The 15,022-nt window shown below is 68.8% G+C and carries 13 protein-coding genes; all 13 read right to left on the reverse strand.

Features of this window, described 5'->3' with window-relative positions; all coding sequences use genetic code 11:
• Positions 1–43 precede the first annotated feature (43 nt).
• Positions 44–1,348 (reverse strand): flavohemoglobin expression-modulating QEGLA motif protein, encoded by a 1,305-nt coding sequence (locus P3W75_RS27495; protein ID WP_276230476.1) that lies wholly within the window; start codon positions 1,346–1,348, stop codon positions 44–46.
• Entirely contained in the window at positions 1,345–1,908 is a 564-nt protein-coding gene (locus P3W75_RS27500) for a hypothetical protein (protein ID WP_276230477.1), read from the reverse strand. The genes P3W75_RS27495 and P3W75_RS27500 overlap by 4 nt, the downstream gene beginning before the upstream one ends.
• Positions 1,909–1,963: 55 nt before the next feature.
• Positions 1,964–2,677 (reverse strand): TetR/AcrR family transcriptional regulator, encoded by a 714-nt coding sequence (locus tag P3W75_RS27505; RefSeq protein WP_276230478.1) that lies wholly within the window; start codon positions 2,675–2,677, stop codon positions 1,964–1,966.
• 191 nt (positions 2,678–2,868) lie between these two features.
• Positions 2,869–4,374: a lysine--tRNA ligase gene (gene lysS, locus P3W75_RS27510; protein WP_276230479.1), complete on the reverse strand. Its 1,506-nt coding sequence runs from the start codon at positions 4,372–4,374 to the stop codon at positions 2,869–2,871.
• 77 nt (positions 4,375–4,451) lie between these two features.
• A protein-coding gene (prfB, locus tag P3W75_RS27515) for a peptide chain release factor 2 (RefSeq protein ID WP_276230480.1) occupies positions 4,452–5,547 on the reverse strand; the annotation gives its coding sequence in 2 pieces (ribosomal slippage) (positions 4,452–5,474 and positions 5,476–5,547; 1,095 coding nt in all).
• Positions 5,548–5,666: 119 nt separating this feature from the next.
• A complete protein-coding gene (locus P3W75_RS27520; protein WP_276230481.1) occupies positions 5,667–6,677 on the reverse strand; it encodes a diguanylate cyclase domain-containing protein in 1,011 nt (336 codons plus the stop codon).
• Between the two features lie 27 nt (positions 6,678–6,704).
• Positions 6,705–7,712 (reverse strand): chemotaxis response regulator protein-glutamate methylesterase, encoded by a 1,008-nt coding sequence (locus P3W75_RS27525; RefSeq protein ID WP_276230482.1) that lies wholly within the window; start codon positions 7,710–7,712, stop codon positions 6,705–6,707.
• A 22-nt stretch (positions 7,713–7,734) separates the two neighbouring features.
• Complete coding sequence (locus tag P3W75_RS27530) at positions 7,735–10,020, reverse strand: hybrid sensor histidine kinase/response regulator (RefSeq protein WP_276230483.1); 2,286 nt, start codon at positions 10,018–10,020, stop codon at positions 7,735–7,737.
• The gene (locus P3W75_RS27535) at positions 10,017–10,673 is read right to left on the reverse strand and encodes a chemotaxis protein CheW (RefSeq protein WP_276230484.1); all 657 of its coding nucleotides are present in this window, start codon (positions 10,671–10,673) and stop codon (positions 10,017–10,019) included. Before P3W75_RS27535 ends, P3W75_RS27530 begins: the two co-directional genes overlap by 4 nt.
• Entirely contained in the window at positions 10,666–11,925 is a 1,260-nt protein-coding gene (locus P3W75_RS27540; protein ID WP_276230485.1) for a CheR family methyltransferase, read from the reverse strand. Before P3W75_RS27540 ends, P3W75_RS27535 begins: the two co-directional genes overlap by 8 nt.
• Complete coding sequence (locus P3W75_RS27545) at positions 11,918–12,421, reverse strand: chemotaxis protein CheW (protein ID WP_276230486.1); 504 nt, start codon at positions 12,419–12,421, stop codon at positions 11,918–11,920. Before P3W75_RS27545 ends, P3W75_RS27540 begins: the two co-directional genes overlap by 8 nt.
• The gene (locus P3W75_RS27550; protein ID WP_276230487.1) at positions 12,396–14,015 is read right to left on the reverse strand and encodes a methyl-accepting chemotaxis protein; all 1,620 of its coding nucleotides are present in this window, start codon (positions 14,013–14,015) and stop codon (positions 12,396–12,398) included. The genes P3W75_RS27545 and P3W75_RS27550 overlap by 26 nt, the downstream gene beginning before the upstream one ends.
• A 169-nt stretch (positions 14,016–14,184) precedes the next feature.
• Positions 14,185–14,928, reverse strand: coding sequence for a YkgJ family cysteine cluster protein (locus P3W75_RS27555; protein ID WP_276230488.1), 744 nt, complete (start codon positions 14,926–14,928; stop codon positions 14,185–14,187).
• Positions 14,929–15,022: the final 94 nt, after the last annotated feature.

Here is a 15,022-nt window from a genome sequence, read left to right on the forward strand (position 1 = left end):
TCGCGGGAGTGACGGGTTGCGGTGCGTACGCAAACGGTTGTTCCTAGAGGATATTGGCGTAGTCCGCCTCGATGCGATCCAGGCTCAGGTGGTTGAGGAAGTTGGAGAAGCACATCCACGCCGACAGCGCGTTGAGGTCGCGGAACTGCGGCGGCAGGTACTTCGGCGGTACCACCAGGCCCTCGTCCACCAGTTGGCGCAGGGTGCGCATGTCCTCCAGGGTGGCCTTGCCGCAGAACAGCAGGGGAATCTGCTCGAGCTTGCCGCGACGTACGGCGAGCTGGATGTAGTTGTAGATGAGGATGAAGCCCTTCAGGTAGGACAAATCCTTGGTGAACGGCAGGCCGTTCGGGGTCGAACCACGGAACACCCGGCTGGCGTTCTGGTAGCTGCTTTCCTGGGTGTAGCCCTGCTCGCGGTAGAAGTTGAACACTTCGAGGAAGTCCGCGCCCTCCTCCGCCATGTGGATGGCGCGGGTGCGGTTGGTCAGCTTGCGCAGGCGCGTGGGGTAGGAGGCGAAGGCGATCACTTCCATGAGGATCGCCAGGCCCTCCTGGGTCACCGTGGACGACGGCGGGCCCTTGGCCAGGAAGGTGCAGATCGGCTGGTTCTGCCCGTTCAGCGTGGTGCCGACGTGCACCAGGCCCTCGTGGACCTCCAGCGCGCGCACGTCGCGCTCGTTGAACATGGCGTCGGCGCGCACCTTGATGTAGTCGGCGCCGGCGGCGGCGTCGGCGACGATGCCGTCGGACTCGAACACGCGGATGGTGTCCTCGGCCTCGCCGAAGGTCTTGTTCAGGCGCTCCTGGAGCATGGCCACGGCCTGCTTGGCGGTCAGCGTCTTGGGTTCGTCCTTGAGGTCGCCACGGTCGGCGATGTTGTTCAGGTAGTCCGAGAGCATCAGGCCGAGGTCGGCCAGGGTCGGGTCGCCGGCGTGGAAGGCGTCGGAGGCCGAGCCGTAGAGTTCCTGGGAGATCAGCCCGAAGTCCTGGGTGCCGCGCGCCTCGAGCATGCGGATGACCATGCGGTACTCGCGGCACATGCGCCGCATGATCTGCCCCACCGGGTTGAACTGGCCGAGCTGGCGCGTGATGTCGCGCTCCAGGTTCTGGAACTCCTGCTTCTTGGCGTTGCCGTCGAAGGCCAGCGGGCGGCCGTCGTAGTAGCTGCGGTCGACCTTGGGCAGGTGCTTGCCGCGGCCCTTGAGGAAATCCTCGCGGATGCCGTCGTCCCACTTGATGGCGTCGAGCACGCGGATCGGCGTCTGCGCCTCCACCAGGCGGTCGGACAGGCCACGGATGATCTGCTGGTATTCGTTGACCGATGCCTTCTTGCGCCGCGAATTCATGGGCGTTCTCCCGGAGTCACTCGCTGGAAGCGTAGCGCTTCGCTGAAGACTTCGGCGTTGGCGGGGTCGTCCAGGTAGGCGTAGACCTTGTCCAGGGGGCTGGCCACCAGGGCGCCGGCGCCCTGCTCGCTGTCGACCTTCTGGCCCTGCAGCGCGCCCTTGTCGACGGCCTGGAGGACCTGTTCGACGTCCAGCGAGTGGATCACCAGCTCGTCCTTGTCGGTGATCTCGAAGCCGGCCAGCACATAGTTGCCGCCCTGGCTCTTGGGCAGCGAGGCGGAAAGGTACCAGCGCTGGCCGTGGTGGGCCACGGTGAAGGCCAGGTCTTCGGCGCTGTCGGTGTTGCCGCTGTCGTCGTAGTAGCTGAAGGCGCGGTACAGGCCTTCGCCGGTGCGGCTGATCTCGAGGAACTGCTCCTCGCCGTACTCGTCGATCCGCGACCACTGGCCGAGCAGTTGCTGGGGCGCGGCCTCCTTCGCCGGGATCGGCTCCTTGAAGGTCACCAGGCAGCCGCCGAGCAATACGACGCTCAACAGCAACAGGGCGCGCCAGGCTTTCATCGAACTCTCCTCAGGGGCCGCGGGCGGCACGCCGGGTGGGGCTGGTGGGCCGGGCTCAGAGGCCCAGCACCAGGTACAGGTAGCGGGTCAGGATGGCGCGCATTTCCACGGTGTCCAGGTGTTCCACGCCATCCAGCAGGCCCTGATACTCCATCTGCAGGATGATGGCCGTCAACACCTTGGCGTCCTGCTCCGGCTGCTGCGAGCCGAGCACCTCGAAGAAGTGCACCACGCCCAGGGAGAGGATGCGCCTGTGGCTCTGCGCCAGCTGTTCCAGGCCGGGGTTGAGCAGCGCTTCCTGGCGGAACGCCTGTTCGGCCAGCAGGTGCTCGCGGCGCTCGATGAGCTGCACGCGCACGTAGTGGATGGCCAGCTCGACGATGCGCTCGGCCAGCTCGCGGCGCGCCTCAGGGCTGCCGGAGAGGCTGGCGGCCATGGCCTGGAGGTCGTCCTCGACGCTGCTCCAGAACGCCGACATGGCTTCGGCGCTGCGTTCGACGAAGAGCGCGAAGGTGTCGGTGATGAGGTCCTCGATGTCCTTGAAGTAGTAGGTGGTGGCCGACAGCGGCACGTCGGCCTCGGCCGCCACCGCGCGATGGCGCACGGCGCGCACGCCGTCGCGGACGATGATGCGCATGGCCGCGTCGAGAATCGCCTGGCGGCGCTGCTCGCTGCCCTGGCGGGCGGCCTTGCGCCCCTGGTACTGGACACTCTCGGCCACCGCGCTGGCGGCCTGTGCGGCGCTGTCTCTGGGGGACGTTCGGGACACGGTGTTTCCTCCGCTCGCGGGCGATGGCGCATTGTTCGGGCTTTTGCGCGGGGAATCAATCGGCTGGAGAGGCCGCCGAGAAGTTCGATGCCGGTGGCGGAGACGATCGCGGACGGCGTCCGCTCCTGCGAAGAGCCGGTTCGCGGGCATGAAAAAGCCGCCCGAAGGCGGCTTTTCCAGGGTTCCGGCGCTTACGCCTGCGGGCGCATGTGCGGGAACAGGATCACGTCGCGGATCGACGGCGAGTTGGTCAGCAGCATGACCAGGCGGTCGATGCCGATGCCTTCGCCGGCGGTGGGCGGCATGCCGTATTCCAGGGCGTTGACGAAGTCGGCGTCGAAGTGCATCGCCTCGTCGTCACCGGCGTCCTTCTCCTTCACCTGCAGCATGAAGCGCTCGGCCTGGTCTTCGGCGTCGTTCAGCTCGGAGTAGGCGTTGGCGATCTCGCGGCCACCGATGAACAGCTCGAAGCGGTCGGTGACGCTCGGGTCGTTGTCGTTGCGGCGCGCCAGCGGGGACACTTCGAACGGGTACTGGGTGATGAAGTGCGGCTGTTCCAGCTTGCTCTCCACCAGTTCCTCGAAAATCATCACCTGCAGCTTGCCCAGGCCTTCGTGGCCGAGGACCTTGGCGCCGGCCTTCTTGGCGATGGCGCGGGCCTTCTCGACGTCCTTAAGGTCAGCCGCGGTGATCTCCGGGTTGTACTTGAGGATGGCGTCGAACACCGACAGGCGGGCGAACGGCTCGCCGAAGTGGAAGACCTTGTCGCCGTACGGCACGTCGGTGCTGCCGAGCACGGCCTGGGCCAGCTCGCGGAACAGTTCCTCGGTCAGGTCCATGTTGTCTTCGTAGTCGGCGTAGGCCTGGTAGAACTCGAGCATGGTGAACTCGGGGTTGTGCCGGGTCGAAACGCCTTCGTTACGGAAGTTGCGGTTGATCTCGAAGACCTTCTCGAAGCCACCCACCACCAGGCGCTTGAGGTACAGCTCCGGGGCGATGCGCAGGAACATGGCCATGTCCAGCGCGTTGTGGTGGGTTTCGAAGGGCTTGGCCGCCGCGCCGCCAGGGATGGTCTGCAGCATCGGGGTTTCCACTTCGAGGAAACCGCGCTCGGACAGGAAGCGGCGGATGTGGGCGATCACCTGGGAACGCACGCGGAAGGTGTGGCGGGTTTCCTCGTTGACGATCAGGTCGACGTAGCGCTGGCGGTAGCGCTGCTCGGTGTCGGTCAGGCCGTGGTGCTTGTCCGGCAGCGGGCGCAGCGACTTGGTCAGCAGGCGCACGCTGGTCATCTCGACGTACAGGTCGCCCTTGCCGGAACGCGCCAGGGTGCCTTCGGCGCCGATGATGTCGCCCAGGTCCCAGGTCTTGATCTCGGCCAGGGTCTCTTCGGGCAGGGTCTTGCGGTTCACGTAGGCCTGCAGGCGGCCGCTGCTGTCCTGCAGGACGATGAAGGAACCACGGTTGAGCATGATGCGACCGGCGACCTTGACCGGGATGGCTGCGGCTTCCAGCTCTTCCTTGGTCGCGGTTTCGTACTTTTTCTGCAGGTCCGCGAAGTAGTCGGCGCGGCGGAAGTCGTTGGGGAAGGCGATGGCCTTGGCTTCACGCACGGCGGCAAGCTTTTCCTTGCGCTGGGCGATCAGCTTGTTTTCTTCCTGTTGCAGTTCGGTAGCGTCGAGTTGTTGGTCGCTCATGGTCGTCTATCTGCCTGGCATCTAAATCAAAGGGGTTACTGGCCGGAGCGAGCCGCGCTCACTCCGGCGGGTGCGAATCAAAGGCCCTGTTTCAGGCTGGCCTCGAGATACTGATCGAGGTCGCCGTCGAGAACCTTCTGGCAGTCGCTACGCTCGACGCCGGTCCGCAGGTCTTTGATGCGCGAGTCATCGAGCACGTAGGAGCGGATCTGGTGGCCCCAGCCGATATCCGACTTGGAGTCTTCCAGAGCCTGCGAGGCGGCGTTGCGCTTCATCATCTCCAACTCGTACAACTTGGCCCGCAGCATCTTCATGGCGGTGTCCTTGTTGGCGTGCTGGGAACGTTCGTTCTGACAGGCCACCACGGTGTTGGTCGGCACGTGGGTGATACGCACCGCCGAGTCGGTGGTGTTGACGTGCTGACCACCGGCGCCGGAGGAGCGGTAGGTATCGATGCGCAGGTCGGCCGGGTTGATCTCGATCTCGACCCTGTCGTCGATCTCAGGGGAAACGAACACCGCCGAGAACGAGGTATGGCGACGAGCACCGGAGTCGAACGGGCTCTTGCGCACCAGGCGGTGCACGCCGATCTCGGTGCGCAGCCAGCCGAAGGCGTACTCGCCCTTGATGTGCACAGTGGCGCCCTTGATGCCGGCGACCTCGCCCTCGGACAGCTCGATGATGGTGGCGTCGAAGCCACGCTTGTCGGCCCAGCGCAGGTACATGCGCAGCAGGATGTTGGCCCAGTCCTGGGCCTCGGTGCCGCCGGAGCCGGCCTGGATGTCCAGGTAGGCGTTGTTCGGGTCCATCTCGCCGCTGAACATGCGGCGGAACTCGAGCTTCTCGAGGATTTCGCGCAGGCGCTGGACTTCGCTCTCGACGTCGGCCACGGCGCCTTCGTCGTTCTCCTCGACCGCCATGTCGAGCAGGTCGCGGGAGTCGGCCAGGCCGCCGCTGAGTTCGTCGAGGGTCTCGACGATCTGCGCCAGCATGGCGCGCTCGCGGCCCAGGTTCTGGGCGTATTCGGGCTTGTTCCAGACCGCCGGGTCTTCCAGTTCGCGGTTTACTTCGATCAGACGATCATGTTTCAGATCGTAGTCAAAGATACCCCCGAATGGACTGGGTACGGTCGGAGAGGTCCTTGATGCTGTTGAGGATCGGTTGGATTTCCATGGCGGGCATCTCTCACGGGTAAGGGCGTAGAAAAGCCGGCAAGTATACGTGATCTGTTGTAAACATTTTAAGGTTTACGACAAGTCGACATCGCCCTGCCCGCGCCCTTCGCCGGCCGTTCAGCCCACCACGCCCACCTGGTTGCGCCCGCCGTGCTTGGCGTTGTAGAGCGCGCGGTCGGCCTGCTCGATCAGCCGCAGGCAGCCCTCCCCGACCTGCGGGGTCAGGGTCGCCACGCCGATGCTGATGGTCAGCACCGCCCCCGGCTCGGGCACTTCATGGGGGATGGCCATGCCCTGCACGGTCAGGCGCAGCTTTTCCGCCAGCAGACGCGCACCGCCCGGCGAAGTGCCCGGCAGGATGATGGCGAACTCCTCGCCGCCATAGCGCGCCGGCAGGTCCGAGGAGCGGCTGCCGCTGTCGCGCAGGGCCCCGGCGACGCGGCGCAGGGCTTCGTCGCCGGCGACGTGGCCGAAGGTGTCGTTGAACGCCTTGAAGTGGTCGACGTCGAGCAGCAGCAGCGACAGCTGGCTCTGCTCGCGCAGGGCGCGGCGCCATTCCATTTCCAGGTATTCGTCGAAGTGCCGGCGGTTGGACAACCCGGTGAGGCCGTCGGAGTTCATCAGCCGCTGCAGCACCAGGTTGGTCTCCAGCAACTTCTGCTGGCTCTCGCGCAACGCGCGGTAGGCCTCGTCGCGCTGCTGCAGGGCGATGAAGGAGCGCGAGTGGTAGCGCACCCGGGCGATCAGCTCGATGGCGTCGGGCAGCTTGACCAGGTAGTCGTTGGCCCCGGCGGCGAAGGCGGCGCTCTTGACCTGCGGCTCTTCCTTGGTCGACAGCACGATGATCGGGATGTCGCGGATGGCCGGGTGGCGGCGGTACTGGCGCACCAGTTCGAGGCCGTCGGTGTCGGGCATCACCAGGTCCTGCAGGATCACCGTCGGACGGATGCGCAGGGCCTGCTCGATGGCCTGGGTGGCGTCGGAGCAGAAGTGGAAGTCGATGCCGGCGTCGTCCGCCAGGGCGCGGCGCACGGCCTCGCCGATCATCGCCTGGTCGTCGACCAGCAGCACCATCACGGCGCTGTCGTCTGGAGTCGTCACGGAGTTGTCGCTCGGGTTCGTGGTCATGGCGGGTTCAGGCGCTCCTTCGGAATGTCAGCCGTACAGTTCGCCCAGGCGCCGGGCGATATCGCCCAGGCCGCGGATTTCGGTGGCCGCGTCGATCGCCGCGGCGGCCTTCGGCATGCCGTAGACGGCGCTGCTGGCCTGGTCCTGGGCCAGGGTCAGGAAGCCCCGCTCGCGCATGTGCTTGAGGCCCTGGGCGCCGTCGCGGCCCATGCCGGTGAGCAGCACGCCGGTGGCCTGGCCAACCCAGTTGTCGGCCACGCTGTCGAAAAACACGTCGATCGAAGGGCGGTAGATATGCCCGCTGGGTTCGGTGGTGTAGGCCAGTTCGCCATTGCGCAGCAGGCGGATGTGATCGTTGGTGCCGGCCAGCAGCACGCTGCCCGGTTGCGGCACGTCGCCATTGCGCGCCAGGCGTACCGGGATGCACGCCTGGCTGGCCAGCCAGTCGGCCATGCCGGCGGCGAACACTTCGTCGACGTGCTGCACCACCACCATGGCCGCGCCGAAGCTCGCCGGCAGCTTGCCGAGCAGCTCGGCCAGGGCCGCCGGGCCGCCGGCCGAGGCGCCCACCGCCACCAGCCGACGGGCCTTGGCGGCGCTCTCGCGGGCGGCGCTGGCGGCGCGCGGGCGGGCGCTGTCCGGGGTGGTCAGCCAGGCCAGGTTCTGCAGCTTGCGCAGCAGCGGGCGGGCCGCCTCCAGCGAATCGCCGACGCCCAGCACCGGGGTGTTCACCGCGTCCACCGCGCCGCAGCCCATGGCCTCGAAGACCCGCGAGAGGTTCTGTTCCAGGTCCACTGTGACGACGATGATCGCGCAGGGCGTCTCGGCCATGATCCGCCGGGTCGCCTCGACGCCGTCCATCACCGGCATCAGCAGGTCCATCAGCACCACGTCGGGGGTCTGCGCGGCGCACAACTGCACCGCCTCGGCGCCGTTGCCGGCGACCCAGAGCACGCGATGCGCCGGCTCGAAGGCCAGCGCCCGGCGCATGGCCTCTACCGCCAGCGGCATGTCGTTGACTATGCCTATCCGCATAGCCGGGCCCCTTCACTCATCCCTAAGCTCCTCCGATCAGGTCGGCCACCGCGTCCAGCAGGGCCTCGTCATGGAAACTGGCCTTGGCCAGATAGTAGTCGGCGCCGGCGTCGAGCCCGCGCCGGCGGTCTTCTTCGCGATCCTTGTAGGACACCACCATGACCGGCAGGGAACGCAGGCGCGGATCGCGGCGGATCAGCCCGACCAGTTCTATACCGTCCATGCGCGGCATGTCGATATCGGTGATGACCAGATCGAAGCGTTCGGCGCGCAGGGCGTTCCAGCCGTCCATGCCGTCCACCGCCACCGCCACTTCGTAGCCGCGCCCCAGCAACAGCTTGCGCTCCAGCTCGCGCACGGTCAGCGAATCGTCCACCACCAGCACCCGCTTGCGTTGCGCGGCGCCCTGCCGCGCGCTGCCGTCGATGCGCTCCAGGCGACCGCTGGCCAGCAGCTTGTCCACCGAGCGCAGCATGTCCTCGACGTCGAGGATCAGCACCGGGGTGCCGTCGTCCAGCACGGCGCCGGCGGACACGTCCTGGACCTTGCCCAGGCGCGGGTCCAGCGGCATCACCACCAGGGTGCGCTCGCCGATGAAGCGTTCCACCGCCACGCCGCACAGGTTGTCGCGCTCGCGCAGCAGCACCAGCGGAATGTCGCCGGCCGGCGCCTGGCCTTCCGGGCGTTGCAGCAACTGGTTCGCCGCCACCAGGCCGACGTGACGGCCGTCGTGCCAGAACTGCTGGCGGCCCTCGATCTGCACGATCTCGCTCGGCGCCAGGCTGCGCATGCGCTCGATGTGCGCCAGCGGGAAGGCGTAGGCCTCGCCGCCGATCGCCACCACCAGGCTGCGCACCACCGACAGGGTCAGCGGCACCTCGATGTGGAAATGGCTGCCCTGGCCGCTGCGCTGCTCCATGCGGATGCCGCCGCGTAGCTGGCGCACCATGTGCTGCACGGCGTCCAGGCCGACGCCGCGGCCGGACACCTCGGTGACCTGCTCGCGCAGGCTGAAGCCGGGCAGGAAGAGGAAGGCCAGCAGCTCTTCCTCGGACAGCCGCGCGGCCGTGTCGGCGGCGGACAGGCCACGGCGCACGATGGCTTCGCGCAGACGTTCGAGGTCGACGCCGGCGCCGTCGTCGCGCAGGTCCAGCACCAGCATGCCGGCGTGGTGGCGCGCCAGCAGGCGGATGCTGCCCTGCTCGGGCTTGCCCGCCTGGCGGCGTTGTTCGGGGGATTCGATGCCATGGTCGACGGCGTTGCGCAGCAGGTGGGTGAGCGGCGCTTCGAGCTTTTCCAGGACCTCGCGGTCGACCTGGGTGGACACCCCGTCCACCTCCAGGCGCACCACCTTGCCCAGCTCGCGGCCGAGGTCGCGGACCATCCGCGCCTGGCCGCCGAGCACGTCGGCGAAGGGCCGCATGCGGCAGGCCAGGGCGCTGTCGTAGAGGGTCTGGGCGCGCTGCGAGGTGGTCCAGGCGAACTCGTCGAGCTCGGCCATCTGCTCGCCGAGCAGTTGCTGGCACTCCCCCACTAATCGCCGGGCGTCGGCGAGGAAGGCCTGGGCCTGCGGGTCGAGGCTGGCGCCGGCGGCGTCGCGGGCGCCGTCGAGCAGGCGGCTGGCGGTGGATTGCAGGCGTTTCAGGCGCTGCAGGGCGGCCAGCTGCGGCTGCAGACGCTGGGAGTCCACCAGGGACTTGCTGGACAGGTCGAGCAATTGGTTCAGGCGCTCGGCGGTGACCCGCAACACCCGCGCCCCGCCCTCTTCGCCCGGCGCCCGGCGGGCGCCGGCGTCGTCGGCCACGGCGGCTTCCGGCACCACGGCCGGCGCGACGGGCACTTCGGCTTCGACGACCGGGGGCGATGCTGCCGGCGGCATTGGCGGCGTCGGCGCCGCGACGCTCGCCGAGGTGTCGCCAAGCAGGCCTTGCAGGCGCAGCACCAGCGCCGGCACCGCCTCGTGAGCGGCGGCGGCGCGTTCGGCCACGACATCGGCGACATGCAGCAGGATATCGGTGCCAGCCAGCAGCGCGTCTATGTGTTCGGGGCCCAGCAGCAGGCGACCGTCCTGGGCCGCCACCAGGCATTCCTCCATGACGTGGGCGACCTGCACGCCGGCGTCCAGGCCGACGATCCGCGCCGCGCCCTTGAGCGAGTGCGCGGCGCGCATGCAGGCTTCCAGCTGCGCGGCCTGGCGCGGCTCGCGCTCCAGCGCCAGCAACCCCTGGCCCAGGGCCTGGGCCTGGGCTTCGGCCTCCAGGCGGAACAGCTCCAGTAGCGAGGCGTCCTTCATCTGCTCCGGGGTCATGCCAGGCTCCGTGCGGCGGCGGCGAGCAACGCCTGATGGTCGAGCAGGCGCACGCTGCGCCCGCGCCATTGCTGGACGTCGAGGGTGTAGCGGGCGCCCTCGCGCGGCGCGCCCGGAAGCAACGGGTGGATGCCTTCAACGTCGTCCACCGGCGCCAGGATCGGGCCGTTCTCGCACGCCAGGATCAGCATGCGTGGGCGCCGCCGGCCGTCGTCATCCGCCGCCGGCGCGGCGCTCAGGCCGAGCAGCTCGGCCAGCGACAGGCAGGCGACCAACGCGCCGCGCACGTTGGCCACGCCGAGCAGCACCGGCGAGCGCTGGTGCGGCAGCGAATGGACGATGCAGGCCGGCGCCACCTCGACCAGCGCCAGGGTGCGCAGGGCCAGCCATTCCTCGCCGATCCGGAACAGCAGGTGCGCCTGGCCGGCCGGGGCGTCCTCGGCGGCGAGCGGCGCCTGCTCCTCCTCGCGGCCCAGGGCGTAGCGGTCCAGCAGGCGCACGGCGGCGCTGGCGTACACCGGGCAGTTGCGGCAGTGGATGTGTTCGAGCAGTTGCGGGCAGCTCTTGTCGCCGTGCACGCCGATGCGGTTCCAGCAGTCGTCCAGCGCCTCGCCGACGGCCTCGGCGTGCAGGCGGTATCCCTGTTCAAACATCGCGCTTCACTCCTCGCGCGGCACGCTCCTGCAAGCGTCGCGCGGCATCCACGTCGCCGCGGGCGGCGAGCAGCGCGGCCAGGTGCAGCAGACTTTCCTGGTGTTCGGGGCGCAGGTACAGCGCCTTGCGGTAATGGGCTTCGGCCTGCTCGACGGCGCCGCCGGCGTCGGCCAGCAGGCCGAGCCAGTAATAGGCCTCGGCGGCCGGGCCATGCTGCGCCAGGAAGGCTTCGCAGGCCTGGCGCGCCTGCTCGGCGCGGCCCTGGTTGGCCAGTTGGGCGATCTCCGCCAGGGCCTGCTCCGCGCCGCTCGATGCGCTGGCGACGGACTTCGGCGCGGCGGCCGGGCGCGCCGCCGGGGCGCGCGGCTTCGGTGCGAGCGGCTTCGGTGCGGGCGGCGCGGGCGGCCGTGGCGTGAAGCGCGCGGCCTCGGCCGGGCGCAATGGCGCGGGTTCGGCCGGCGCGGCGCGCAGGAACGCGAACGACTGCGCCACGCCCAGCGGACGCAGGCCCTGGCGCGACAGCAGGCTGGCCTCGGCCGGGCCGATGAACAGCGCGCCGTCCTCGCGCACCAGGCGCAGCAACACCTCCACGGCACGCTCCTGGGTGTCGCGGTCGAAGTAGATCAGCAGGTTGCGGCAGAACAGGAAATCGTAAGGCGCTTCCTCGCTCAGCAGCGCCGGCGCCAGCAGGTTGCCGCGCCGCAGGTGCACGCAGCGGCGGACCCGCTCGTCGAGCTGGTACTCGGGGCCGACGGCGCGGAAATGCCGGTCGCGGAAGCCCAGGTCGTCGCCACGGAACGAGTTGCGCCCGTACAGCCCCTGGGCGGCACGCTCCAGCACCACCGGGCTGACGTCGAGGGCGTCGATGCGGAAGGCCGATTCGGCCAGGCCGGCGTCGAGCAGGGCCATGGCCACGGAATAGGGTTCCTCGCCACTGGAGCAGGGCAGGCTGAGCACGCGCAGCGGCCGCGTGCCGGCCAGTTGCAGCTGGCGGGCGGTGGCCAGGCGGGCCAGGGCGACGAAGGATTCGGGGTAGCGGAAGAACCAGGTCTCCGGCACCACCACCGCCTCGATCAGCGCCTGCTGTTCCTCGGCGGAAACCTGCAGGCGCTGCCAGTAGGCCTCCAGGTCGCCGCCGCTGGCGCGGTTGGCGCACTGGCGCACGGCACGCGCGATCACCGCGTCGCCCACCGAGTCGGCGTCCAGGCCGATGCGCTCCTTGAGCAGCCGGGTAAAGCGCGCGTCAGCCATGCTCGGCGCCCCCGGCCAGCAGCAGCTCGCGCACCGTTTCGGGCAGCAGTTCGCTCACATCCACGCGCTGCAGCAGGCCCTCGGCGTCTTCCAGCACCGGCCCCAGGTAGCGCGCCTCGCCACGCTCCACGCCGTAGTCGCGGAACGCCGCCGGGTCGCGGCGCAGGGTCTGGCTGGCCTGTTCGAGGATCAGCCCCAGGCGGCGTTGCGGGCCGTCGCCGGCGAAACGGTAGTCGACCAGCACCAGGCGCGTGCTGGTCAACCGCGGCGCCGGGCGGCCGCAGGCGATCTGGCTGAGGTCGAGCACCGGCAGCAGCTCGCCGCGATGGACATACAGCCCGGCGACCCAGGCCGGGGCCTCCGGCAGTTGCTTGAAGCGCCGCAACGGCAGTACTTCGACGATGTCGTGCACATCCAGCGCGTAGCGGTCGGCGCCCAGGCGGAACTGCAGGTACAGCCGCCCGCCGGCCTCAGACCTTGAAACGGGAGACGCCACTGCGCAGTCCATTGGCCACCAGATTGAGCTCGTCGATGGCGAAGCCGGCCTGGCGCAGCGATTCCACGGTCTGCCCGGTGGCTTCGCCGAGTTGCACCAGGGCCTGGTTGATCTGCTCGGCGCCGGTGGCCTGCGCCTGCATACCCTCGTTGACCATCTGCACGCGCGGCGCCAGGGCCTGTACCTGGTGGATGATCTGCGACAGCTGCTCGCCCACCTGGCCGACCTCGGCGATGCCGCGACGGACCTCCTCGGAAAACTTGTCCATGCCCATGACTCCGGCCGACACCGCCGACTGGATCTCGCGCACCATCTGTTCGATGTCGTAGGTGGCCACGGCGGTCTGGTCGGCCAGGCGGCGCACCTCGGTGGCCACCACGGCGAAGCCGCGGCCGTACTCGCCGGCCTTCTCCGCCTCGATGGCGGCGTTGAGCGACAGCAGGTTGGTCTGGTCGGCCACCTTGACGATGGTGGTGACCACCTGGGTGATGTTGCCGGCGCGCTCGTTGAGGATCGCCAGTTTCGCGTTGACCAACTCGGCGGCGCCCATCACCTGGTGCATGGTGTCTTCCATGCGCGCCAGGCCCAGCTGCCCGGAGCCGGCCAGGGTGGAGGTCTGCTCGGCGGCGACGGACACCTCGGTCATGGTGCGGACCAGGTCGCGCGAGGTGGCGGCGATCTCCCGCGAGGTGGCGCCGATCTCGGTGGTGGTGGCGGCGGTCTCGGTGGCGGTGGCCTGCTGCTGCTTGGAGGTGGCGGCGATCTCGGTGACCGAGGTGGTGACCTGGATCGCCGAGCGCTGCGCCTGCGACACCAGGCCCTTGAGTTCCTCGGCCATGCCGTTGAAGCCGCTCTCGATCACACCGAACTCGTCGTTGCGCTCCAGCGCCAGGCGCGCGGTGAGGTCGCCGCCGCTCATGGTCTCCAGGGTGCGCACCACCTTGCTCACCGGGCCGGTGATGGCGCGCATCAGCAGCAGCCCGCAGACGCCGGCGACGACAATGGCCAGGAGCAGCGAGACCAGCATGGTGGTCTCGGTCACCTTGACCTCCTCGACGATGGCCGCTGCGGCGGAATCGGCGATCTGCTTGTTCAGCGCGATCAGTTCGTTGAGGGTCTGGCGGCCCTTCTCCCAGTTCGGCCCAAGGTCGCCGAGCAGCATCTTGCGTGCGGCCTCGTGGTCCCTGTCGTAGAGGCTGAGCAGCGCCTCGTGCCGGCCGTGGAAGTCCTCCACCTGCTGCTTGAAGCGCGCGAGCATCTCGCGGTCGCTGGATTCGTGCACCGTCGCCTCGTACTTGGCGATGCGCTGCAGCAGCGTCTCGTGCAACGCGCGGAAGTCCTGGCGGCCGGCGGCGTCCAGGGGCCTGCCGTCACCCAGGCCGACCAGGGTCTGGGTACGCAACATGGTGTCGGTCCAGGTGGAGCGGATGGTGGTCAGGGCGTAGGTGCCGGGAATGGCGTCCGTGCTGACCTGGCGCGCGTCGCGCTCGACGGTGAGCAAGCTCTCGTAGGAGACCACGACCATCAGCAGCATGATCGCGATCACCACGGCGAAGCTGGCCAGGATGCGTTGCCGAAGCGTCCAATTCTTCACAGAGATCCCCTGGGAAATGTCGAAGTCGGGCAACCGTCCCGACCCTGGCCGGCACTGGGCAGAATCCGCACGGTTTCCCCTAGTTTTAACGGGAAAGTGCCGAATATATTATCCGTAATACTAACTAGTCGCTCCGACTAGCCCGAATTTCCTACAAATATCCCCCAACTCACGCCACCCGCAGCGGAATGAAGGCGCAACTGCCATCGAGGATCGCCGCGATCATCGCCCCGGTCTCCTCCAACTGCCGCGCCAGCGCGTCGCTGGAAACGTGCAGCGCCCAGTCGCCGCGAGGTTGCACCGGCCCCTCCTTGCGCATCGCCTGCAGCGCCGCCAGGAACGCCTCGCGCTGCGGCAGGAAGGCGGTGAAACCGTCGCCCTTGAGCGCCGAGGTGGCGATGCCCAGGCGTTCGCAGATGGCCGCCTTGGCGCCGATCTCTTCGCGATCGGCGCGCCGCGAACGCTCGATCAGCGCCGCCAGCCCGGCGTCCACCAGGCGCTCGCCGACGATCAGCTCGGGGCCGCTGGCCCAGGCCTCGCTCGGGCAATCCTTGTTTTCCGCGCGCAGCGGGATGTGCGGGTTGATCTCCATCGGGTAGATGCGGCACACCAGCGGCCGGCGCTCGTAGATGCCGCAGCGCATGTCGCTGCCCAGGTAGCGGCAGGCGCCCTGGTTGAAAGCGGCGAAGGTGATCGCCAGGTGCGCGCGGGTCTGCCCGCAGCGCACCGCCCAGGAACGCCGCAGCACGTGCTCGCGCTGGCCTTCGGGCAGGCCGGCGCCCTCCTCCAGCACCGCCTCGATGAGCACGATCAGGCTGCCGCCGTCGGCGGCCCAGGCCTGCGCTTCGTCCAGAGTCAGGGGCACGTGGTGGTCATGGCAGCACTTGCCGCAACCGTTGCAGGAAAAACGCATGGGGAATCGCTCCGGGCCGTGGGGATGACGGAAAACCGGCGTTCTCCGTGGTGTGGCGGAGACGGAGCAGATTGTGTGCCAGGTGTTGCGCGCG

It is taken from the genome of Pseudomonas citronellolis (genome assembly GCF_029335315.1).
GTDB classification, from domain to species: domain Bacteria; phylum Pseudomonadota; class Gammaproteobacteria; order Pseudomonadales; family Pseudomonadaceae; genus Pseudomonas; species Pseudomonas citronellolis_A.